The sequence below is a fragment of the Arthrobacter sp. Y3221087 genome, from assembly GCF_059089905.1.
On the sequence record NZ_JBNHFE010000001.1, the window covers coordinates 973,571 to 994,327 of the forward strand.

Sequence of the window (20,757 nt, forward strand, 5' to 3'; positions counted from 1 at the left end):
AAGACTTCAGAATTTAGAGAACAAGAGAGAACAGGGACCATATGTCCAGCGAATCCTCCTTCGGCCTCATGCAGATCGGCCTCGCCACCGCGGAAGACATCCGTGGCTGGTCTTACGGCGAGGTTAAGAAGCCGGAAACCATCAACTACCGCACGCTCAAGCCCGAGAAGGACGGCCTCTTCTGCGAGAAGATCTTCGGCCCGTCCCGCGACTGGGAATGCTACTGCGGCAAGTACAAGCGCGTGCGCTTCAAGGGCATCATCTGTGAACGCTGTGGCGTCGAAGTCACCCGCGCCAAGGTCCGCCGCGAGCGCATGGGCCACATCGAGCTGGCCGCACCGGTCACGCACATCTGGTACTTCAAGGGTGTTCCGTCCCGCCTGGGCTACCTCCTTGACCTGGCACCAAAGGACCTCGAAAAGGTCATCTACTTCGCTGCCTACATGATCACCAGCGTCGACGAGGCCGCCCGCCACGAGGAACTGCCCAACCTGCAGGTTGAGCACGACATCGAGAAGAAGCAGCTGATTGACAACCGCGATTCCGATATCGCGGCGATTGCCCGCGACCTCGAAGGCGAAATCGCCCGCCTGGAGGCCGAAGGCGCCAAGGCTGCCGACAAGAAGAAGGCACGCGACTCCGCCGACCGCCAGATGGCGAACGTGCGTAAGCGCGCCGATGCCGATATCGAGCGCCTCGAGCAGGTCTGGGACCGCTTCAAGAACCTGAAGGTCGCCGACCTCGAAGGTGACGAGGGCCTGTACCGCGAACTGCGCGACCGCTACGGCATGTACTTCGAAGGCTCCATGGGTGCCGAAGCCATCAAGAAGCGCCTTGAGAGCTTCGACATGCAGGCCGAGTCGGACCTGCTCCGCGATGTCATCGCCAACGGCAAGGGCCAGCGCAAGACCCGCGCCCTCAAGCGTCTCAAGGTGGTCAACGCGTTCCTGACCACCAACAACAGCCCGCTTGGCATGGTCCTCGACGCCGTCCCGGTGATCCCGCCGGAACTGCGCCCCATGGTCCAGCTGGACGGTGGCCGCTTCGCGACCTCCGACCTCAACGACCTGTACCGCCGCGTGATCAACCGCAACAACCGCCTCAAGCGCCTGCTTGACCTGGGTGCCCCGGAGATCATCGTCAACAACGAGAAGCGCATGCTTCAGGAAGCTGTTGACAGCCTCTTCGACAACGGCCGCCGCGGCCGTCCGGTCACCGGTCCGGGCAACCGTCCGCTGAAGTCCCTGAGCGACATGCTCAAGGGCAAGCAGGGCCGTTTCCGCCAGAACCTCCTCGGCAAGCGGGTCGACTACTCCGGCCGTTCGGTCATCGTCGTCGGCCCGCAGCTGAAGCTGCACCAGTGCGGCCTGCCCAAGCAGATGGCGCTGGAGCTCTTCAAGCCGTTCGTGATGAAGCGCCTGGTTGACCTCAACCACGCCCAGAACATCAAGTCGGCCAAGCGCATGGTGGAGCGTTACCGTCCGCAGGTCTGGGACGTGCTCGAAGAGATCATCACCGAACACCCGGTGCTGCTCAACCGTGCACCTACCCTGCACCGCCTGGGTATCCAGGCGTTCGAGCCGCAGCTTGTTGAAGGCAAGGCCATCCAGCTGCACCCGCTGGTTTGTGGCGCGTTCAACGCCGACTTCGACGGTGACCAGATGGCAGTCCACCTGCCGCTGAGCCCCGAAGCCCAGGCTGAGGCCCGCATCCTGATGCTGTCCTCGAACAACATCCTGAAGCCCTCGGACGGACGCCCGGTCACCCTGCCTTCGCAGGATATGATCATCGGCCTCTACCACCTGACCACCAAGCGGAAGGGTTCGGCCGGCGAAGGCCGCATCTTCGGTTCGGTCTCCGAGGCCATCATGGCGTTCGACGCCCGCGAGCTGCACCTGAACTCGCAGGTCAAGATCCGCCTCGAGGGCTTCGTTCCGTACGCCGGCTGGGAAGCCCCCGAGGGCTGGGAGCCGGGCCAGCCCGCGCTTGTCCAGACCTCCCTGGGCCAGGTGCTCTTCAACGAGACCCTGCCTGAGGACTACCCGTGGGTTGAGGCTGTTGCCGACAAGGGCGAGCTGTCCCGCATCGTCAACGACCTCGCCGAGCGCTACCCGAAGGTCGTCACGGCTGCCACGCTGGACAACCTGAAGGATGCCGGTTTCTACTGGGCCACCCGTTCGGGCGTCACCGTCGCCATCTCCGACATCGAGGTCCCGGCTGCCAAGCCGGAAATCCTTGCGGGGTACGAGGAGCGGGCCGCCAAGATCCAGGGCCAGTACGACAAGGGCCTGATCGACGACGACGAGCGCCGCCAGGAACTGATCGAGATCTGGAACAAGGCAACCAACGAGATCGCTTCGGTGATGCGTGAGAGCCTGTCCCCGATGAACACCATCAACCGCATGGTGTCCTCCGGCGCACGTGGTAACTGGATGCAGGTCCGCCAGATCGCGGGTATCCGTGGCCTGGTGGCCAACCCGAAGGGTGAGATCATCCCGCGCCCCATCAAGTCCTCCTACCGTGAGGGCTTGTCGGTGCTGGAATACTTCATCGCCACGCACGGTGCCCGTAAGGGCCTCGCCGATACCGCTCTGCGTACCGCCAACTCGGGTTACCTGACCCGTCGTCTGGTGGACGTGTCCCAGGACGTCATCGTCCGCGAAGAGGACTGCGGCACGGAGCGCGGCCTGGTCACGCCCATCGCCGTCGCCGATTCCAACGGCGAGCTGGTGCTGGACGAGAACGTGGAGAACAGCGCCTACGCACGTACGCTGGCTGTCGACGTCGTGGACTCCGAGGGCAAGGTCCTCGCCGCGGCCGGCACCGACTGCGGCGACGTCGTCATCGACGAGCTGTTCAAGGCAGGCATCACCGAGGTCAAGGTCCGCTCCGTCCTCACCTGTGAGTCCAGCGTCGGCACCTGCGCCCTGTGCTACGGCCGTTCGCTGGCCACCGGCAAGACCGTGGACATCGGCGAGGCCGTGGGCATCATCGCCGCGCAGTCCATCGGTGAGCCCGGTACCCAGCTGACCATGCGTACGTTCCACACTGGTGGTGCAGTCTCCGCCAGCGGTGGCGACGACATCACCCAGGGTCTGCCCCGTATCCAGGAGCTCTTCGAAGCCCGTACTCCGAAGGGTGTTGCGCCGATTGCCGAGGCAGCCGGCCGCATCACCATCGAAGAGTCCGAGCGCCAGATGCGTCTGGTCATCACCCCGGATGACGGAACCGAAGAGATCGCGTATCCGGTCCTGCGCCGTTCACGCCTGCTGATCGAAGACGGCGACCACGTCACCGTCGGCCAGAAGCTGATCAACGGTCCTGTGGATCCCAAGCAGGTCCTGCGCATCATGGGTCCCCGTGCCGCTCAGAAGTTCCTGGTGGACGAGGTCCAGGGCGTGTACCGCAGCCAGGGCATCGGTATCCACGACAAGCACGTCGAGGTTATCGTCCGCCAGATGCTGCGCCGCGTCACGGTCATCGAGTCCGGCGAATCGGATCTGCTCCCCGGCGAACTCGCCGAGCGCAGCCGCTTCGAGGACGCCAACCGCCGCGTTGTATCCGAGGGCAAGACTCCGGCATCCGGACGTCCCGAGCTCATGGGTATCACCAAGGCGTCGCTGGCCACCGAGTCCTGGCTGTCCGCGGCTTCCTTCCAGGAGACCACCCGCGTCCTGACGCAGGCGGCCATGGAAGGCAAGAGCGATCCGCTGCTTGGCCTCAAGGAGAACGTCATCATCGGTAAACTGATCCCGGCCGGCACGGGCCTCCCGCGCTACACCGAGGTCACCGTCGAGCCCACTGAAGAAGCGAAGGCCAATCTGTTCACAGGCCCCAGCGCGTTCAGTGACTTCTCGTACGACACCCTGGGCGGCGACGGAGCTCCTGAGTTCCACGCCATCCCGCTGGATGACTACGACCTGGGCAACGACTTCCGGTAGGCGCTGCCTATAAAGGGATGGTCCCGCACCCCACGGTGCGGGACCATCCGCGTTTAACGGACCGATTAAGGCATGGAGGCCGTCCATGCTAGACTTGTTACCAATTGTTATTGTGGCAGTGGATGAGTGCGCCGGCCCCAGCTGAAAGGCTGAGCCAGAGCGACGTTTCCGGTTTGCAGGGTTCTTGTGCAACGTATGCCACATTTTCGCATGCCTAGGGACATTTTGACGCGAGTCGGGTCATGGGCATGGGATCCGACTATTAAGGCTTCGCCTTCGCCGCCTTCGGAGATTCCTCCAAGGGCCCGGGCGGCGGGGCAACGCAACAAGAGAGCGGCCGGAAGCGGCTGTTCCGGATAAAACGGAGAACACGAGAGTGCCTACGATTAACCAGCTGGTCCGCAAGGGCCGCACGCCTAAGGTCTCAAAGACCAAGGCTCCCGCGCTTAAGGGCAGCCCGATGCGCCGCGGTGTTTGCACCCGCGTCTACACCACCACCCCCAAGAAGCCGAACTCGGCTCTGCGTAAGGTGGCACGTGTGCGCCTCAACGGCGGCGTGGAAGTAACCGCCTACATCCCCGGTGTTGGCCACAACCTGCAGGAGCACTCCATTGTGCTCGTTCGCGGTGGTCGTGTTAAGGACCTCCCGGGTGTCCGCTACAAGATCGTCCGTGGCGCCCTCGATACCCAGGGCGTGAAGAACCGTAAGCAGGCCCGCAGCCGCTACGGCGCAAAGATGGAGAAGAAGTAATATGCCTCGCAAGGGTCCGGCCCCCAAGCGGCCGCTCGTTTCGGATCCGGTTTACGGCTCCCCGCTGGTAACCCAGCTCATCAACAAGGTGCTCGTTGACGGCAAGAAGTCCACGGCAGAGCGCATCGTCTACGGTGCCCTCGAAGGCGCACGCGCCAAGTCCGGCGGCGACCCCGTTGCAGCCCTGAAGAAGGCCATGGACAACGTCAAGCCTTCCCTCGAGGTCCGCTCCCGCCGCGTCGGTGGCGCAACGTACCAGGTTCCGGTTGAGGTTAAGCCGGGCCGCTCCACCGCACTCGCCCTGCGGTGGCTGGTGGGCTACTCCAAGGCCCGCCGTGAGAAGACCATGACCGAGCGCCTCCAGAACGAAATCCTGGATGCCTCCAACGGTCTCGGTGCCGCTGTGAAGCGTCGCGAAGACACCCACAAGATGGCCGAGTCCAACAAGGCCTTCGCACACTACCGCTGGTAATACTCCCCGGACGCCGCCGGCTCAAAAGAGCCGGCGGCGAACGCGTAGTCCATCCCAAAAGGAGACCCCGTGGCACAGGACGTGCTTACCGACCTTAGTAAGGTCCGCAACATCGGCATCATGGCCCACATTGATGCCGGCAAGACCACCACAACCGAGCGCATCCTGTTCTACACGGGTGTGAACCACAAGATCGGCGAAACGCACGACGGCGCTTCGACCACTGACTGGATGGAACAGGAAAAGGAACGCGGCATCACCATCACGTCTGCCGCCGTGACCTGCTTCTGGGAGAACAACCAGATCAACATCATCGACACCCCCGGCCACGTTGACTTCACCGTTGAGGTAGAGCGCTCTTTGCGCGTCCTTGACGGCGCCGTTGCCGTCTTCGATGGCAAGGAAGGCGTTGAGCCGCAGTCCGAGACCGTGTGGCGCCAGGCTGACAAGTACAACGTCCCGCGTATCTGCTTCGTCAACAAGATGGACAAGCTGGGTGCTGACTTCTACTTCACCGTAGACACCATCATCAGCCGCCTCGGTGCCAAGCCGCTGGTCATGCAGCTCCCCATCGGTGCCGAGAACGACTTCATCGGCGTCGTGGACCTGCTCTACATGCGTGCACTGGTGTGGCCCGGCGATGCCAAGGGTGACGTGACCATGGGCGCGAAGTACGAGATCCGTGAGATCCCGGCTGACCTCCAGGAAAAGGCTGAAGAGTACCGCGCGAACCTGGTTGAGACCGTCGCGGAGTCCTCCGAGGAACTCATGGAGAAGTACCTCGAAGGTGAAGAGATCTCGATCGACGAGCTCAAGGCCGGCATCCGCAAGATGACGATCAACTCCGAGCTCTACCCGATCTTCTGCGGTTCCGCGTTCAAGAACCGTGGCGTTCAGCCGATGCTCGATGCAGTTGTCGATTACCTGCCGAACCCCCTCGACGTCCCCCCGATGGTCGGCCACGACCCTCGCGACGAAGAGAAGGAACTGACCCGCAAGCCTTCCGCCGAAGAGCCGTTCTCCGCACTGGCCTTCAAGATTGCTGCGCACCCCTTCTTCGGCCAACTCACCTTCATCCGCGTGTACTCCGGTCACGTGGAAGCAGGTGCCCAGGTGGTCAACTCCACCAAGGGCAAGAAGGAGCGCATCGGCAAGCTGTTCCAGATGCACGCCAACAAGGAAATGCCTGTTGAGGGCGCTACCGCCGGCCACATCTACGCAGCCATCGGTTTGAAGGACACCACCACCGGTGACACCCTGTGCGATGCCAACCACCAGATCGTGCTCGAGTCCATGAGCTTCCCTGAGCCCGTGATCTCTGTCGCCATCGAGCCGAACACCAAGGGTGACCAGGAGAAGCTGTCCACGGCCATCCAGAAGCTCTCCGCTGAGGACCCCACCTTCCAGGTGTCCCTCAACGAAGACACCGGCCAGACCATCATCGCCGGCATGGGCGAGCTCCACCTGGACATCCTGGTGGACCGCATGCGCCGCGAGTTCAAGGTCGAGGCAAACGTGGGCAAGCCCCAGGTCGCCTACCGCGAGACCATCAAGCGGGCCGTGGAACGCCACGACTACACGCACAAGAAGCAGACCGGTGGTTCGGGCCAGTTCGCAAAGATCCAGATTGCGATCGAGCCGCTGGACACCGCCGAGGGCGAGCTGTACGAGTTCGAGAACAAGGTGACCGGTGGCCGCGTTCCCCGCGAGTACATCCCGTCTGTTGACGCAGGTATCCAGGATGCACTGAACGACGGCGTCCTGGCCGGTTACCCGGTTGTGGGCATCAAGGCCACGCTGGTTGACGGCGCGTACCACGACGTTGACTCCTCGGAAATGGCGTTCAAGATCGCTGGCCGTATGGCTTTCAAGGAAGCTGCGCGGAAGGCGAACCCTGTCCTGCTCGAACCGCTGATGGATGTTGAAGTCCGCACCCCTGAGGAATACATGGGTGAAGTTATCGGTGACCTCAACTCCCGCCGTGGCCAGATGCAGTCCATGGAGGATGCACAGGGTGTCAAGGTTGTTCGTGCGCACGTTCCGCTGTCCGGCATGTTCGGCTACATCGGCGACCTGCGTTCGAAGACCCAGGGCCGTGCTGTTTACTCCATGACGTTCAACAGCTACGCCGAGGTCCCGAAGGCTGTTGCCGACGAGATCATCCAGAAGAGCCGCGGCGAGTAGTCCTCACGGATTCTCAAAGCGAACATCCCGGGTGCGCGGGCCGGAAACGGAAAGCGCAGCCAGTACAGGTGGCCGGCCTGGTCCCGGCCGGATCCGGCCACCTGTACGAACAGGCTCAAGGGACTAGTATTAGTTCCTGAATCTGCAATTTCACCAATCCAAAGCCCCCAAGTAGACTTGCCTGAGTTTCTGCCGCGAGAAGCGCGGTTAGAGGGCAAGCCATTTGAAATCGTTCTAGGAGGAACCTGTGGCAAAGGCAAAGTTCGAGCGGACTAAGCCGCACGTCAACATCGGCACCATCGGTCACGTTGACCACGGTAAGACGACGCTGACGGCCGCCATTTCCAAGGTGCTGTACGACAAGTACCCGGATCTCAACGAGAAGCGCGACTTCGCGTCGATCGACTCTGCTCCCGAAGAGCGTCAGCGCGGTATCACCATCAACATCTCCCACGTGGAGTACCAGACCGAGAAGCGTCACTACGCACACGTTGACGCCCCCGGTCACGCTGACTACATCAAGAACATGATCACCGGTGCTGCCCAGATGGACGGCGCAATCCTCGTGGTTGCTGCTACCGACGGCCCCATGGCACAGACCCGCGAGCACGTTCTGCTCGCCCGCCAGGTTGGTGTTCCCTACCTGCTGGTCGCGCTGAACAAGGCTGACATGGTTGAGGACGAGGAACTCCTCGACCTCGTTGAAATGGAAGTTCGTGAGCTCCTGAGCTCGCAGGGCTTCGATGGCGACGACGCTCCGGTTGTTCGCGTTTCCGGCCTGAAGGCCCTGGAAGGCGATCCCGAGTGGGTCAAGTCCGTTGAGGACCTGATGGCTGCTGTGGACGAGTCCGTTCCGGACCCCGTTCGTGACCGCGACAAGCCGTTCCTGATGCCGATCGAAGACGTCTTCACCATCACCGGTCGTGGAACCGTTGTTACGGGCCGCGCCGAGCGTGGAACCCTCGCCATCAACTCCGAGGTCGAGATCGTCGGCATCCGCCCGGTCCAGAAGACCACGGTTACCGGTATCGAGATGTTCCACAAGCAGCTCGACGAAGCATGGGCCGGCGAGAACTGTGGCCTCCTGCTCCGCGGTCTGAAGCGCGACGACGTCGAGCGTGGCCAGGTTGTCGTCAAGCCGGGTTCCATCACCCCGCACACCGACTTCGAGGCCAACGTCTACATCCTCTCCAAGGACGAAGGCGGACGCCACAACCCGTTCTACTCGAACTACCGCCCGCAGTTCTACTTCCGTACGACGGACGTTACCGGCGTTATCACCCTGCCCGAGGGCACGGAAATGGTTATGCCCGGCGACAACACTGAGATGACCGTTGCGCTCATCCAGCCCATCGCTATGGAAGAGGGCCTCGGTTTCGCTATCCGCGAAGGCGGCCGCACCGTTGGTTCGGGACGCGTCACCAAGATCATCAAGTAGTCCTTGCTGATCAACGGATCATTGGGGCACCACCCCGCATAATCCACAGAAAGCCCCGCTGCCATGTGCAGCGGGGCTTTCTCTTGCTAGGATTAATCCAGTCATTGGATAAATTGCAGTCGTACAGCACTGCCTAGTGGGAGGTCACGGCATGAGGGATGCATCCTATGAGGCGGGGTACCGGGACGGCCACCTGCAGGGGTGGCGGGATGCGATGGCGAAGGTCACCCAGGAGCAGCAGTGGAAGTCGGCGCCGCCGGCCCAGCCCGTGCCCCCGATGTCCGCACCAGTCACTGGAGGAACGCCGCCCCCGCCCCAGCCGCCTGCCCGGCAGCAGCCTGCCGGGAAAGTGCTGCCGCCGGCCCGGCAGCGGGCATATCCTGCCAGGCCAGCACGTCCCGCCGAGTCCGACGAAGAACGCAAGGCCCGCCGGGAGCGCCGGGACCGGCAGAACATCAACGTCACCCTATACGTTGCCAGCCTCCTGCTTGTTGCGGCAGCGGCGCTGTTCGTGGGGACCGGGCTGGCGCCGCTGTTCCGCTTCGCCGGCGTCTGCGTGGTGGCGGCCCTGTTCTATGCCTCGGGACTGGTCCTTCACCGCAGGGTACACCGGCTCAGGCCAGCCGCCGTGGCGTTCACCGGTACGGGCCTCGCGCTGATTCCCGTGATCGGCCTGGCCCTGTATAACTTCGTGTTGTTCCACGGACCCGCGGTGTGGCTGCTGACGTCCCTCGCCGGAACCCTCGCCTACATCGCCGCCGCCCTTCGGCTCGAGAGCAGGGTCCTGGTGTACTTGTCCTTGACGTTCGTCGTTTCAACAGCGTGGTCCGGCGTTGCCGTACTGGGCGGGGCCCTCGTATGGTACTTCGTTGCACTCACGGGCGTGGCCGTGCTGTTTACAGTGGTGTCCCTGCTGCGGCCGGGTTGGCTTCCTCCCGTCTTCACCCGGCCCTTGGCCACCCTCCACCCTCTGGTAGTTCCGGCGGTTGCCCTGGCATCCACCTTCTTCCCGCTGCTGCTGGCGAGGTGGGAGTACGCCCTGGTCCTCGGTTTCTGCGGGGTGTACTTCGGGGTGATGACCGCCGTCCGGGGCGCCCCGTTCAGGCTGTTACATTTCTATGCCGCGCGGCTGGCACTGACTGTGTCCGGCAGCGTGGTGGTGTGGGAACTCACGGGCCACGGGGCAGATGCCTTGTTCGCCGCTGGACTGCTCCTGGCGCTGCAGTCCACCGCAACCGCGTTTGGCGGCCGCGTCCTGGCCGACTGGTTTCCAAGCGAGGCCGCCAGGACAGGACGGCTGGCCAGGCAACAAAAGGCGCCCGACGACGGCACTTTGCGGGGTGCCGGGTGGTGGCGCTTTGACGCGCTCCTGACACATGCAGCGCAGATCGCGCTGACGACGGTCTTCGCCGCGGTCATCGCGCTTCCGGGAACAGCGGTTACTTCCCGGCAGGGCGACGGCCCGGTAGCGCTGTGGCTGCCGCTCCTGATCCTGCTGCTGGCCAGCTTCGTGCTGGCTGCAAGGTTCCGGGGCGGCGCTGAACTGGCACCGTTCGCCCCCTTGGGGCTGGCATGGTTCTTCAGCCCAGTGCTGGGGGAGTGGGCGTTTGCGGCGGTGCCCTTGCTGGCGTCGCTCATCTGGCTGGGGAGAGCGCTCCGGAAGGGGGAGGAACGGCGGGGGCTGCTGGTGCTGAACGGAAGGGTTGCCGCTACCTTGGCGGTTCCTGCAGCGGCAGCGGCGCTCACCGAGGGGGCTCTGCAGAACCACGCAGTGTGGTTCGGCGTCGCTGCGGCGGCCGTTTGCCAGCAGTTGCTGTCCGCGGCACTGCAGCGCCTGGAGCACAGTGTCCCCGCTTCCCAAGCCACGCTGGCCGTTTTTTCAGGCCTCGGTGTCGTGGGGATCGCCGTCCTGGCGTCGGTCGACGCCACCCGTGGAAATCTCCTGACCATGGTGGCGATCCTGTTGCAGTTGCTGGCAGCTGTCGCCACCGGTCTGATGTTGATCCGGCGTCCTGCCAGTCCGGGCGGCTGGCGTCCCGCCGTTGGGGAGCTGCTGCCGCTGGTGGTCTCTGCGGTCATGGTGGAGTTCGCCTTCCGGTTGGTTTCCACCGGCGCGGGAAACATTGCGCTGGTGCTGATGCTCGCGTATCTGGCCGCTACCGCATTGACGCTGCCCGGCCGCCTGCACCGCTGGAGTTACTGGTGGCTGGCGAGAGTGACGGGCACAATCCTGGTGCTGACGGTGTTCGGGCAGCTGGCGCAGAGTGGGGCCGTGCCCGTCCTGGCCGGGGAGCAGATTCTGCCGGCCACCGTGCTGGCCGTGGCTCTGGGACTCCAGCTGGCCCTTGTCCTGGGTGCATACCTCCTGCGGCGCACGCCGGGCGGTACAACCGCTGATGTCGGCCTGGTGCTCGTGGTGCAGCTGATAGGCGCCATGATGGCTCCGCTGGGAGGGGGCACCTGGCAGGCCGTCTTGGTGCCGGCCGTAGCAGCCGGATCGGCCGTGCTGGCCGGGTACGTGTTGCGGCGTGAGGGTGGTGCTGAATGGTTTGCGCCGGCGTCATTCGTTGTCCTGGTCTACCTCTCGTCCGGTGACCTGCTCCTCATAGAGGTGTTGCTGGGCATTTTCGCGCTGTTCGCTGCGGTCATGGTGCCGGTTGCGTCCTCCCCGCTGCAGAAAGGGTGGTACTTCGTAGCAGCCCGTGTGTTGACGGCTGCGCTGGCGGTGGTCCTCAGCTACGACATCACTGCTTCGCCGGCAGCGGTGTCCCTGACGTTCGCCTCAGTCCTTGTGGCCCAGCATGTGATGCGGTGGGTCCTGCGGTCCAGCCTGCAATCGGTGCCGTTCCAGCAGGCAGCCGTGTGGATTACGCTGGCCGGGCAGGCCCTGCTGCCCCTGGGGTACGCCCTCCGCTACGGCCAGGCGGGCGAAAGCGGGGGCCGCGGCGTCCTGTTCCTGGAGCTGGCGCTGCTGCTGGTATCCGCTGCGCTGGCCCGCCGTCTGTTTGTTGCCCGCGGTGCGCTGTACTTCGGCCTCTACGCCCTGTTGTTCGGGGTGCTGGCGCTCGGTCCGTTCGCTACCTTTGGGGCAGGGCCACTGCTCGGATACACGGAAACCTCAGTGGTGCTCATGCTCCTGGGCCTCCTGGCAGCGGGGGCAGGCGTGCTGGGGAACCGGCGCAACGCTGCACCCGCCGGTGTGGAGCACTGGCTGTGGCTTGTTGCAGCAGTATTTTTCACGGGCACAGCCCTGCTGGTTGCAGCGGAGGCGGCGGGCTGGGTTTCCGGGGCCGCCGTCCTTGCCCTGGCCGCTGTCCTGTTTATTGCCTCGCATGTTGAACGGATCCCGGTACTGTACCCGCCCGCGGCGGCAGCGCTGCTCACCGGCGCCTTCATGCTTGCAGGCTCAGTATTTGGCGGACTTGGTGGGGACTGGGGCCGCTATCTTCCGTGGCTGGCCGGCCCCGGACTGGCGGCCGCAGCCCTGTATGCGCTGCGCCAGGCCCGGGCCTCCCGCCTGGTCGAGGAGCCGTTGCGCCGCTGGTCTGTGGCGGGCGCATCCTTCCTGGGATTCGGCACCGCCGCGTTGGCCGGGCTCCCGGCGGATTCAACAGCGTGGTGCGCTGCTGCCCTGCTAACCTGTGCTGCCGGAGTCGCCGTGTGTGAAGTGCCGGCAACAGTGCGCCGGGTAGCGGCGGAAATGGGGTCGGTGGCAGTGGCCGCCGCGATCCAGAGGGCGGCCCTCTTCCGCCTGGACACGGGGGGGCTGCCGGACCCCTTCTGGGCAGCCCAGTGGTACGTGGTGCTGGGAGCCTTGCTCGCCGCCTTGCGGTACCTGGCAGGGCAGCACGGGCCTGGCCGGGTATATGCAATGGCATCGGCTGTCCTGCTCACCCTGTCCGGCGCCGGCGTGGTTGTGAGCGGGGCGGGGGGCCAGCAGTTGTGGCTCCTGCTCCTGCTGGCCGCGCTGCTGGTGGCAGGCCTGGTCCTTGGGGACCGGTTCTTTGTCCGCTGGGGCGCCGGCGGCATTGCTGCGTGCCTCTTGTGGGCCATGCGGGAGTACACCTTCGCGCTGCTGGCGATTGTCGCCGTCGGACTGATTGCCTTTGCCGTGTGGCGCCTCAACCGTAGCGCGGGCACTGAATCGGCTGGCGGGCAGGACGGCCCCGCACGGAAGCTCCCCTGATACTGTGGCAGCATCGAGAGGAGATCATCATGGGATGGCTTATTTTCCTGATCATCGTGGTCGCGGTGGTGGCAGGCGTGTTCTGGGCCAAGAAGCACTTCCGCCACGAGATCGACCGTGCCAAGCGGATCAACCGGGCAAACAAGAACCAGTAGCAGGCCGCTCTGCCGGCCTCGGCTGATAAGGAAATACCGTGCGGGCCCGGGCTACTGGCCGGCCCGGGTTTTCCGCGCCCGGGAAAGGGCCTGGTACCAGTAGAAGGACTGTTTCGGGGTCCTCTGCTGCGTTTCAAAGTCAACGTGGACCAACCCGAACCGTTGGGAGTAGCCGGCAGCCCACTCAAAGTTGTCCATCAGTGTCCACACGTAATAGCCCCGAAGGTCAACGCCTGAAGCCATGCCGCCCGGGGAGGTTGCATCGAGGGCAGCGCGCAGGTGGGTGGCCAGGTATTGCACCCGCTCCTCGTCCTGGAGGGTGCCCTCAACCTTGTCCGGCTCCGGAAAACTCGCACCGCCTTCCGTGATGTAGACAGGCGGGAGGGCGTCCCCGTACCGGTCCTGGAGTTCCTTGAGCAGGATGCCCAGATGTTCGGGGGCCACGGGCCAGCCGAATCCCGTGCTGCTGAACTCGGGGTACCCCACCTCGTGGAAGGGCAGCCGGGCAACAGCCTTGTGCATGTTGGCCGGGATGGGGGTCACGCCGCGGCCGATGGCCACCTTTACCGGAAAGTAGTAGTTCAAGCCGTAGAAATCCAGTGGCTGGTGGATGGTGCGCAGGTCTGCGTCGGAGATCTTGCCGATGGACCGCAGCCACGGCCGGGCGTACACCGGAAGCGTGGGGTAGCGGCCCAGCAGCACGGGGTCGGCGTAGATCCGGTTCATTAGCAGGTCATACATCCGGGCCACCATCCGGTCGCCGATGCTCCGGCTGGCGGGCCGGACGGGGGCATGGAGGTTGGTCACCCCAACGCCGCCGGTTACGCCGGCAGCCCGGAGTGCCTGAACGCCCATCCCATGCGCCAGCAGCTGGTTGTGGATGGACGGGAGGGCATCGAACATCAGCGTGCGACCGGGGGCATGAACGCCGAGGGCGTAGCCGTTCAGCGTTACCGAGAGAGGCTCGTTGAGCGTGACCCACTGGGCCACGCGGTCGCCGTAGCGCGTGGCGGCCGCGGCGGCGTACTCGCCAAAGCGTTCGGCGGTCTCCCGGTTGAGCCAGCCGCCGCGGTGCTCAAGGGGCAGGGGGGTGTCCCAGTGGTATAGCGTGGCCATGGGGGAAACGCCAGCCTCCAGCAGCTGGTCGATCAGCCGGTCGTAGAAGTCCAGTCCTTCCGGGTTGAAACTGCCCCGGCCGTCCGGCTGGATCCGCGGCCACGAAAGCGAGAAGCGGTAGGAATCCACGCCCAGGTCCTGCAGCAGCGCCAGATCCTCCGGCAACCTGTTGTAATGGTCGCAGGCCATGGCAGGGGAGTGGCCGTCCACAATGGCGCCGGGTTTCTCCGCGAACGCGTCCCAGCCGGAGGGCCCCCGGCCCCCTTCACCGAGGGCGCCTTCTATTTGGAAGGCGGCCGCAGCCACGCCAAGGGTGAACGACGGCGGCATCCGGCCCGCCAGTTCCGTCACCGATTCAGTGCTTTCCAGCGTCATGTCCTTATCATCCATTCGGATGCAATCAAGGGCAATGATCCCGCCGTGCCCCGGCCCCACGAGGGACGATTCGCATCTGCCAGGGATTTCCGGCATACTAGATGAGTTGTTCAAGCGCTTCTTCGCGTCCCGATCCGGATAATGCCGGATGCAGGGTCCAAGTTGAAGACCAAACATAACCCACCCCAATGGAATTGCGGATTTGTATGCGTGTTGAGCGCGACACGCCCGACCGCGGGGGTCGGTTACGCCGGCAAGGTGAGGAACCCGGATTCATCCGGATTCAGTTTGTGCGGCGGGTGGTAGTTACGACTTCAAATGCTTCGGCAGCCACATACAACAGGAAAGTGAACAGGGCAGCCCTAAACCGGGGAAGCACAGACTGAAAGAGAGTCAGGCGACATGGCGGGACAAAAAATCCGCATCCGGCTGAAGTCATACGACCACGAGGTCATTGACGTTTCAGCACGGAAGATCGTTGAGACGGTCACGCGCGCAGGCGCAACGGTAGTGGGCCCCGTGCCGCTGCCGACGGAGAAGAACGTGTACTGCGTTATCCGCTCTCCGCACAAGTACAAGGACAGCCGCGAGCACTTCGAAATGCGCACGCACAAGCGTCTTATCGACATCATCGATCCCACGCCGAAGGCTGTTGACTCGCTCATGCGTCTCGACCTGCCGGCTGACGTGAACATCGAAATCAAGCTGTAGGGAGGTGCTGAGAAACTATGACCGCAACCCGTAACGTAAAGGGACTGCTGGGCACGAAGCTCGGCATGACCCAGGTCTGGGACGAGAACAACAAGCTCATCCCCGTCACTGTGGTCCAGGCAGACTCGAACGTCATCACCCAGCTGCGCAACGCAGAAGCTGATGGCTACGTCGCCGTTCAGATCGGCTACGGCCAGATCGATCCCCGCAAGGTCACCAAGCCGCTGGCTGGTCACTTTGAAAAGGCAGGCGTCACGCCTCGCCGTCACGTCGTCGAACTTCGTACCGCAGATGCTGCCGAGTACAAGCTGGGCCAGGAGCTCTCCGTAGAGCTCTTCGAAGCCGGCCAGAAGATCGACGTCGTAGGCACCACCAAGGGTAAGGGCTTCGCCGGTGTTATGAAGCGTCACGGCTTCCACGGCGTTGGAGCTTCCCACGGTGCCCACAAGAACCACCGTAAGCCCGGTTCAATCGGTGGTGCATCCACCCCGAGCCGCGTCTTCAAGGGCATGAAAATGGCCGGCCGCATGGGCGCCGTTCGTCACACCACGCTGAACCTGACGGTTCACGCGGTTGACGTCGAGAAGTCGCTGCTCCTGATCAAGGGTGCCGTTCCCGGCGCCCGCGGCCAGGTCGTACTCGTACGCACCGCCGTGAAGGGAGCCTAGTTCAATGGCTAACACTGTCCAGGTTGACCTGCCTGCAGAGATCTTCGACGTCCAGACCAACGTGCCGCTGCTGCACCAGGTTGTCGTTGCCCAGCTCGCTGCTGCTCGCCAGGGTACCCACAAGACCAAGACCCGCGCTGAAGTTTCCGGTGCAGGACGCAAGCCGTTCAAGCAGAAGGGTACCGGCCGCGCCCGCCAGGGTTCGATCCGTGCTCCGCACATGACCGGCGGTGGCATTGTCCACGGTCCCACCCCGCGTGACTACAGCCAGCGCACCCCCAAGAAGATGATTGCTGCTGCCCTGCGCGGCGCACTGTCTGACCGGGCCCGCAACGGACGCATCCACGTTGTCTCCGAGCTGGTTGCAGGCGACAAGCCTTCGGCCAAGACCGCACTGGCAACGCTCCGCGGTGTTTCCGACCGCAAGAACCTGCTGGTTGTCATCGAGCGCGCCAACGACGTTGCTGCACTGTCCGTGCGCAACCTCGCCGGTGTTCACGTTCTGTACGCAGACCAGCTGAACACCTACGACGTTCTCGTGTCTGATGACGTTGTCTTCACCAAGGCTGCCTACGACGCATTCGTTGCCGCCAAGGCAGCTAAGAACGAGGAGGATGCCAAGTGAGCGCAGCCACCATCAAGGATCCCCGCGACGTCGTGCTTGCACCCGTCGTGTCGGAAAAGAGCTACGGCCTGATCGACGAGGGCAAGTACACCTTCCTGGTGGACCCCCGGTCGAACAAGACCGAGATCAAGCTGGCCGTGGAGAAGATCTTCTCCGTCAAGGTCGAATCGATCAACACCATCAACCGTGCCGGTAAGCGCAAGCGCACCAAATTCGGATGGGGTACCCGCAAGAACACCAAGCGTGCGATTGTCACCCTCAAAGAAGGCACCATCGACATCTTCGGCGGTCCGCTCTCGTAGCGGAGACCACTTTAACGAGGAAATAAATTATGGGAATCCGTAAATACAAGCCGACTACCCCGGGCCGTCGTGGCTCGAGCGTAGCGGACTTCATTGAAATCACGCGGTCGACGCCGGAAAAGTCGTTGGTACGTCCGCTGCCCAAGAAGGGCGGCCGTAACAACACCGGTAAGATCACCACCCGTCACAAGGGTGGCGGACACAAGCGCCAGTACCGTCTGATCGACTTCCGTCGCCACGACAAGGACGGCGTTGACGCCCGCGTAGCCGAAATTGAGTACGATCCGAACCGTACGGCCCGCATCGCGCTCCTGCACTACGTTGATGGCACCAAGCGTTACATCATCGCCCCGAACAAGCTGTCCCAGGGTGACTTCGTGGAAGCAGGTGCCAACGCTGACATCAAGCCCGGCAACAACCTGCCCCTGCGCAACATCCCCGTGGGTACCGTTATCCACGCAGTTGAACTGCGTCCGGGTGGCGGCGCCAAGATGGGCCGCTCCGCCGGTGCATCCATCCAGCTCGTTGCCAAGGAAGGCCGCTTCGCCCAGCTGCGCCTGCCTTCCGGCGAAATCCGCAACGTTGACGTGCGCTGCCGCGCAACCGTCGGCGAGGTCGGCAACGCCGAGCAGTCGAACATCAACTGGGGCAAGGCCGGCCGTATGCGGTGGAAGGGCGTTCGCCCGACCGTCCGTGGTGTCGCCATGAACCCGGTTGACCACCCGCACGGTGGTGGTGAAGGTAAGACCTCCGGTGGTCGTAACCCCGTCAACCCGAACGGTCAGCGGGAAGGCCGCACCCGGCGCCCCAACAAAGAGAGCGACAAGCTTATTGTGCGTCGCCGTCGTACTGGCAAGAACAAGCGATAGGAGCCTGGACACATGCCACGCAGCCTGAAAAAAGGTCCTTTCGTTGACCAGCACCTCTTTGTGAAGGTAGCAAGGGAAAACGAAAAGGGCACCAAGAACGTCATCAAGACCTGGTCCCGCCGTTCGATGATCATCCCCGACATGCTCGGACACACGATCGCCGTACACGACGGACGCAAGCACATCCCGGTGTTTGTCACTGAGTCGATGGTCGGGCACAAGCTCGGCGAATTCGCTCCCACGCGGACTTTCCGCGGCCATGTCAAGGACGACCGTAAGGGCAAGCGCCGCTAGGCGCCTGCGCTTACGTCATAGACGAGAGAAGGAAAGCAATGGAAGCCAAGGCAATTGCGCGCCACATCCGCGTAACGCCTATGAAGGCCCGGCGCGTCGTCAACCTTGTTCGTGGATTGCAAGCGAATGAGGCTCTGGCAATTCTGAAGTTTGCCCCGCAGGCAGCTTCGGAGCCGGTATTCAAGGTAGTACAGTCGGCAATCTCCAACGCCCGGGTCCTCGCGGACCGCGACGGCGTGGCGTTTGACGAAGGTGACCTCATCATCAGCGAAGCGTTTGTTGATGAAGGCCCGACCATGAAGCGGTTCCAGCCGCGCGCCCAGGGTCGTGCATTTCAGATCAAGAAGCGCACCAGCCACATCACCGTGGTAGTCGCTACCCCGGAGAAAGAGGAGGCTCGCTAAGTGGGACAGAAAGTAAACCCGCACGGGTTCCGACTCGGCATCACCACCGATCACGTATCGCACTGGTTCGCTGACAGCACCAAGGCTGGCCAGCGGTACAAGGACTTCGTTCGCGAAGACATCCGCATCCGCCAGCTCATGTCCACGGGCATGGAGCGCGCCGGCATCGCGAAGGTCGAGATCGAGCGCACCCGTGACCGCGTCCGCGTGGACATCCACACGGCCCGTCCCGGCATCGTCATCGGCCGCCGTGGAGCAGAAGCAGACCGCATCCGCGGCGAGCTCGAAAAGCTCACCGGCAAGCAGGTCCAGCTGAACATCCTCGAGGTCAAGAACCCCGAGATGGAAGCCCAGCTTGTTGCCCAGGGCGTTGCAGAGCAGCTGACTTCGCGTGTGGCATTCCGCCGCGCCATGAAGAAGGCCATGCAGTCCGCGCAGCGTGCCGGTGCCAAGGGCATCCGTATCGCCTGCTCGGGTCGACTGGGTGGCGCTGAAATGTCCCGCTCGGAGTTCTACCGCGAAGGCCGTGTGCCCCTGCACACCCTCCGCGCGAACATCGACTACGGCTTCTACGAAGCCAAGACCACCTTCGGCCGCATCGGTGTGAAGGTCTGGATCTACAAGGGTGACGTCACCGCCAAGGAACTGGCCGCCCAGGCTGCTTCCGCCCCGTCCCGCGGCCGGTCCGGCGACCGTCCGGGCCGCCCGGGTGGCGCTGACCGTGGCGATCGCCGCCGTCGCAACGACCGTCCGGCCGCTGACGCAGCTCCTGCTGCCGAAGCACCGGCAGGTGAGGCTGCACCCGCTGCAGCAGTAGAAGGAGGACAGGCTTAAATGCTTATCCCACGTCGAGTCAAGCACCGTAAGCAGCACCACCCGGGTCGTTCCGGCGCTGCCACGGGCGGCACCAAGGTCTCGTTCGGTGAGTACGGCATCCAGGCCCTGAGCCCGGCATACGTCACCAACCGTCAGATCGAGTCCGCTCGTATCGCGATGACCCGCCACATCAAGCGTGGCGGTAAGGTCTGGATCAACATCTACCCGGACCGTCCCCTGACCAAGAAGCCTGCCGAAACCCGCATGGGTTCCGGTAAGGGTTCGCCGGAATGGTGGGTCGCCAACGTCAAGCCGGGCCGGGTTCTCTTCGAACTCGCCGGTGTCAATGAAGAGGTAGCTCGCGAGGCCCTGCGCCTGGCAATCCACAAGCTGCCGTTGAAGGCACGCATCGTGCGTCGCGAGGGTGGTGAATAGAAATGGCAGTAGGATCCAAGGATCTGGCTCCCGCAAAGCTGGACGGTTTCGACAACGAGCGTCTCGTTGAAGAACTCCGCAAGGCCAAGGAAGAGCTGTTCAACCTGCGTTTCCAGTCCGCCACCGGTCAGCTGGAGAACCACGGTCGCCTGCGTGCGGTAAAGAAGGACATCGCCCGCATCTACACCGTTCTCCGTGAGCGCGAGCTGGGCATCCGTGCCGAGGTTGCCGCACCGGTTGTGGAAGCCAAGGAAGAGAAGAAGTCCAAGAAGGCTGCAACCAAGAAGGCCGAGAAGGCTGAAACGGTTGAAACCGAGGAGGATGCCAAGTGAGTGAAAAGGACCAGAACGTGACGGAAACTGCTACCGCAGCCACGGCTGAGCAGCGCGGTTACCGCAAGACGCGTCGCGGCTACGTGGTCTCGGACAAGATGGAGAAGACCATCGTTGTCCAGGTTGAGGACCGCGTGAAGCACGCCCTGTACGGCAAGGTCATCCGCCGTACCTCCAAGGTCAAGGCACACGATGAGAACAACACCGCCGGCATCGGCGACCTGGTTGTCATCGCCGAGACCCGTCCGCTGTCCGCCACCAAGAACTGGCGGCTCGTGGAAATCCTCGAGAAGGCCAAGTAGCACCTGCTGCTTCGCTGTTGCAGCCCCTGCTCCCACCGGGAGCGGGGGCTGCCTCGTTTAACGCAACCCTGCGTCACGCGGTGCACGCGTCTGGTGGGCTTACGACGGCGGTGCCGCGGCTTTCCGGGGAGCGGCACCTTCGGCGGGCCGAAAGGCTGCCGTGCGTGACGCCGTCGTGCACCCCGACGCCCTTCACTTACGGCACCTGGACCCAAACGCCCGCTCACTTCTGGTTGCTTTCGAGCCGACGCTCTCTCACTCTTTTCAAGCGAGTGAGAGGGCGTTGGAAGAATGCGCACTATAAGTGGGAGAGCGTCGGTGGTGACGTCGTGTTGCTTGCGGGGGAGCGGCCTGGGGTGATATGGGGAACGGCCCAATCTG

19 protein-coding genes are annotated in these 20,757 nt (G+C 63.7%); 18 read left to right on the top strand and 1 reads right to left on the bottom strand.

The window, feature by feature from the left end; genetic code table 11:
- The first annotated feature begins 41 nt into the window (after window positions 1–41).
- The 7 genes from AC5RUO_RS04630 to AC5RUO_RS04660 all read left to right on the top strand — a co-directional run bounded on the left by AC5RUO_RS04630 (window position 42) and on the right by AC5RUO_RS04660 (window position 13,127).
- On the top strand, window positions 42–3,941 hold the full coding sequence (locus AC5RUO_RS04630; RefSeq protein WP_407709806.1) for a DNA-directed RNA polymerase subunit beta': 3,900 nt from the start codon (window positions 42–44) through the stop codon (window positions 3,939–3,941).
- Between the two features lie 376 nt (window positions 3,942–4,317).
- Window positions 4,318–4,692 carry a 30S ribosomal protein S12 gene (gene rpsL / locus AC5RUO_RS04635; protein WP_009358312.1) on the top strand — a complete coding sequence of 125 codons (375 nt, stop codon included), beginning with the start codon at window positions 4,318–4,320 and terminating at the stop codon, window positions 4,690–4,692.
- A gap of 1 nt (window position 4,693) precedes the next feature.
- Window positions 4,694–5,164 carry a 30S ribosomal protein S7 gene (gene rpsG / locus AC5RUO_RS04640; protein ID WP_003803829.1) on the top strand — a complete coding sequence of 157 codons (471 nt, stop codon included), beginning with the start codon at window positions 4,694–4,696 and terminating at the stop codon, window positions 5,162–5,164.
- 69 nt (window positions 5,165–5,233) lie between these two features.
- On the top strand, window positions 5,234–7,348 hold the full coding sequence (gene fusA, locus AC5RUO_RS04645; RefSeq protein ID WP_494008932.1) for an elongation factor G: 2,115 nt from the start codon (window positions 5,234–5,236) through the stop codon (window positions 7,346–7,348).
- Window positions 7,349–7,595: 247 nt separating this feature from the next.
- Window positions 7,596–8,786, top strand: coding sequence for an elongation factor Tu (gene tuf, locus AC5RUO_RS04650; protein ID WP_009358310.1), 1,191 nt, complete (start codon window positions 7,596–7,598; stop codon window positions 8,784–8,786).
- 151 nt (window positions 8,787–8,937) lie between these two features.
- Window positions 8,938–12,972: a hypothetical protein gene (locus AC5RUO_RS04655; protein ID WP_494102933.1), complete on the top strand. Its 4,035-nt coding sequence runs from the start codon at window positions 8,938–8,940 to the stop codon at window positions 12,970–12,972.
- A 29-nt stretch (window positions 12,973–13,001) separates the two neighbouring features.
- The gene (locus AC5RUO_RS04660; RefSeq protein ID WP_494008929.1) at window positions 13,002–13,127 is read left to right on the top strand and encodes a hypothetical protein; all 126 of its coding nucleotides are present in this window, start codon (window positions 13,002–13,004) and stop codon (window positions 13,125–13,127) included.
- 51 nt (window positions 13,128–13,178) lie between these two features.
- On the opposite strand, the gene AC5RUO_RS04665 is transcribed toward AC5RUO_RS04660, so the two are convergent.
- Window positions 13,179–14,618: a GH1 family beta-glucosidase gene (locus tag AC5RUO_RS04665; RefSeq protein WP_494008928.1), complete on the bottom strand. Its 1,440-nt coding sequence runs from the start codon at window positions 14,616–14,618 to the stop codon at window positions 13,179–13,181.
- Window positions 14,619–15,020: 402 nt separating this feature from the next.
- Here AC5RUO_RS04665 and rpsJ point away from each other — a divergent pair, with 402 nt between their 5' ends.
- Genes rpsJ through rpsQ form a run of 11 tightly spaced genes read left to right on the top strand, consistent with a single transcriptional unit; the run spans window position 15,021 to window position 20,376 of the window.
- Window positions 15,021–15,329, top strand: a complete 309-nt coding sequence (gene rpsJ / locus AC5RUO_RS04670) for a 30S ribosomal protein S10 (protein WP_003803825.1) — start codon at window positions 15,021–15,023, stop codon at window positions 15,327–15,329.
- Window positions 15,330–15,346: 17 nt separating this feature from the next.
- Window positions 15,347–15,997 carry a 50S ribosomal protein L3 gene (gene rplC / locus AC5RUO_RS04675; protein ID WP_354175172.1) on the top strand — a complete coding sequence of 217 codons (651 nt, stop codon included), beginning with the start codon at window positions 15,347–15,349 and terminating at the stop codon, window positions 15,995–15,997.
- Window positions 15,998–16,001: 4 nt separating this feature from the next.
- On the top strand, window positions 16,002–16,622 hold the full coding sequence (gene rplD, locus AC5RUO_RS04680) for a 50S ribosomal protein L4 (RefSeq protein ID WP_133345792.1): 621 nt from the start codon (window positions 16,002–16,004) through the stop codon (window positions 16,620–16,622).
- Complete coding sequence (rplW, locus tag AC5RUO_RS04685; protein WP_009358306.1) at window positions 16,619–16,924, top strand: 50S ribosomal protein L23; 306 nt, start codon at window positions 16,619–16,621, stop codon at window positions 16,922–16,924. Before rplD ends, rplW begins: the two co-directional genes overlap by 4 nt.
- A 29-nt stretch (window positions 16,925–16,953) precedes the next feature.
- Entirely contained in the window at window positions 16,954–17,793 is an 840-nt protein-coding gene (gene rplB / locus AC5RUO_RS04690; protein ID WP_009358305.1) for a 50S ribosomal protein L2, read from the top strand.
- 12 nt (window positions 17,794–17,805) lie between these two features.
- Complete coding sequence (gene rpsS, locus AC5RUO_RS04695) at window positions 17,806–18,087, top strand: 30S ribosomal protein S19 (protein ID WP_003803803.1); 282 nt, start codon at window positions 17,806–17,808, stop codon at window positions 18,085–18,087.
- 38 nt (window positions 18,088–18,125) lie between these two features.
- Window positions 18,126–18,491: a 50S ribosomal protein L22 gene (rplV, locus tag AC5RUO_RS04700; protein WP_009358304.1), complete on the top strand. Its 366-nt coding sequence runs from the start codon at window positions 18,126–18,128 to the stop codon at window positions 18,489–18,491.
- A complete protein-coding gene (rpsC, locus tag AC5RUO_RS04705) occupies window positions 18,492–19,325 on the top strand; it encodes a 30S ribosomal protein S3 (protein ID WP_009358303.1) in 834 nt (277 codons plus the stop codon). It abuts the gene before it with no gap.
- Complete coding sequence (gene rplP, locus AC5RUO_RS04710) at window positions 19,326–19,742, top strand: 50S ribosomal protein L16 (protein ID WP_009358302.1); 417 nt, start codon at window positions 19,326–19,328, stop codon at window positions 19,740–19,742.
- A 2-nt stretch (window positions 19,743–19,744) separates the two neighbouring features.
- Window positions 19,745–20,074: a 50S ribosomal protein L29 gene (gene rpmC / locus AC5RUO_RS04715; RefSeq protein ID WP_009358301.1), complete on the top strand. Its 330-nt coding sequence runs from the start codon at window positions 19,745–19,747 to the stop codon at window positions 20,072–20,074.
- Complete coding sequence (gene rpsQ / locus AC5RUO_RS04720) at window positions 20,071–20,376, top strand: 30S ribosomal protein S17 (RefSeq protein ID WP_009358300.1); 306 nt, start codon at window positions 20,071–20,073, stop codon at window positions 20,374–20,376. The genes rpmC and rpsQ overlap by 4 nt, the downstream gene beginning before the upstream one ends.
- The last annotated feature ends 381 nt before the right edge of the window (window positions 20,377–20,757 follow it).

Bases quoted from the DNA above. Each gene is read 5' to 3' on its own strand.
- rpsS (WP_003803803.1), top strand. From the start codon at position 17,806: ATGCCACGCAGCCTGAAAAAAGGTCCTTTCGTTGACCAGCACCTCTTT.
- rplC (WP_354175172.1), top strand. From the start codon at position 15,347: ATGACCGCAACCCGTAACGTAAAGGGACTGCTGGGCACGAAGCTCGGC.
- AC5RUO_RS04655 (WP_494102933.1), top strand. From the start codon at position 8,938: ATGAGGGATGCATCCTATGAGGCGGGGTACCGGGACGGCCACCTGCAG.
- AC5RUO_RS04665 (WP_494008928.1), bottom strand. From the start codon at position 14,618: ATGACGCTGGAAAGCACTGAATCGGTGACGGAACTGGCGGGCCGGATG.
- rplD (WP_133345792.1), top strand. From the start codon at position 16,002: ATGGCTAACACTGTCCAGGTTGACCTGCCTGCAGAGATCTTCGACGTC.
- AC5RUO_RS04660 (WP_494008929.1), top strand. From the start codon at position 13,002: ATGGGATGGCTTATTTTCCTGATCATCGTGGTCGCGGTGGTGGCAGGC.
- rpsJ (WP_003803825.1), top strand. From the start codon at position 15,021: ATGGCGGGACAAAAAATCCGCATCCGGCTGAAGTCATACGACCACGAG.
- rplP (WP_009358302.1), top strand. From the start codon at position 19,326: ATGCTTATCCCACGTCGAGTCAAGCACCGTAAGCAGCACCACCCGGGT.
- rplV (WP_009358304.1), top strand. From the start codon at position 18,126: ATGGAAGCCAAGGCAATTGCGCGCCACATCCGCGTAACGCCTATGAAG.
- rpsG (WP_003803829.1), top strand. From the start codon at position 4,694: ATGCCTCGCAAGGGTCCGGCCCCCAAGCGGCCGCTCGTTTCGGATCCG.
- rplB (WP_009358305.1), top strand. From the start codon at position 16,954: ATGGGAATCCGTAAATACAAGCCGACTACCCCGGGCCGTCGTGGCTCG.
- rpmC (WP_009358301.1), top strand. From the start codon at position 19,745: ATGGCAGTAGGATCCAAGGATCTGGCTCCCGCAAAGCTGGACGGTTTC.
- AC5RUO_RS04630 (WP_407709806.1), top strand. From the start codon at position 42: ATGTCCAGCGAATCCTCCTTCGGCCTCATGCAGATCGGCCTCGCCACC.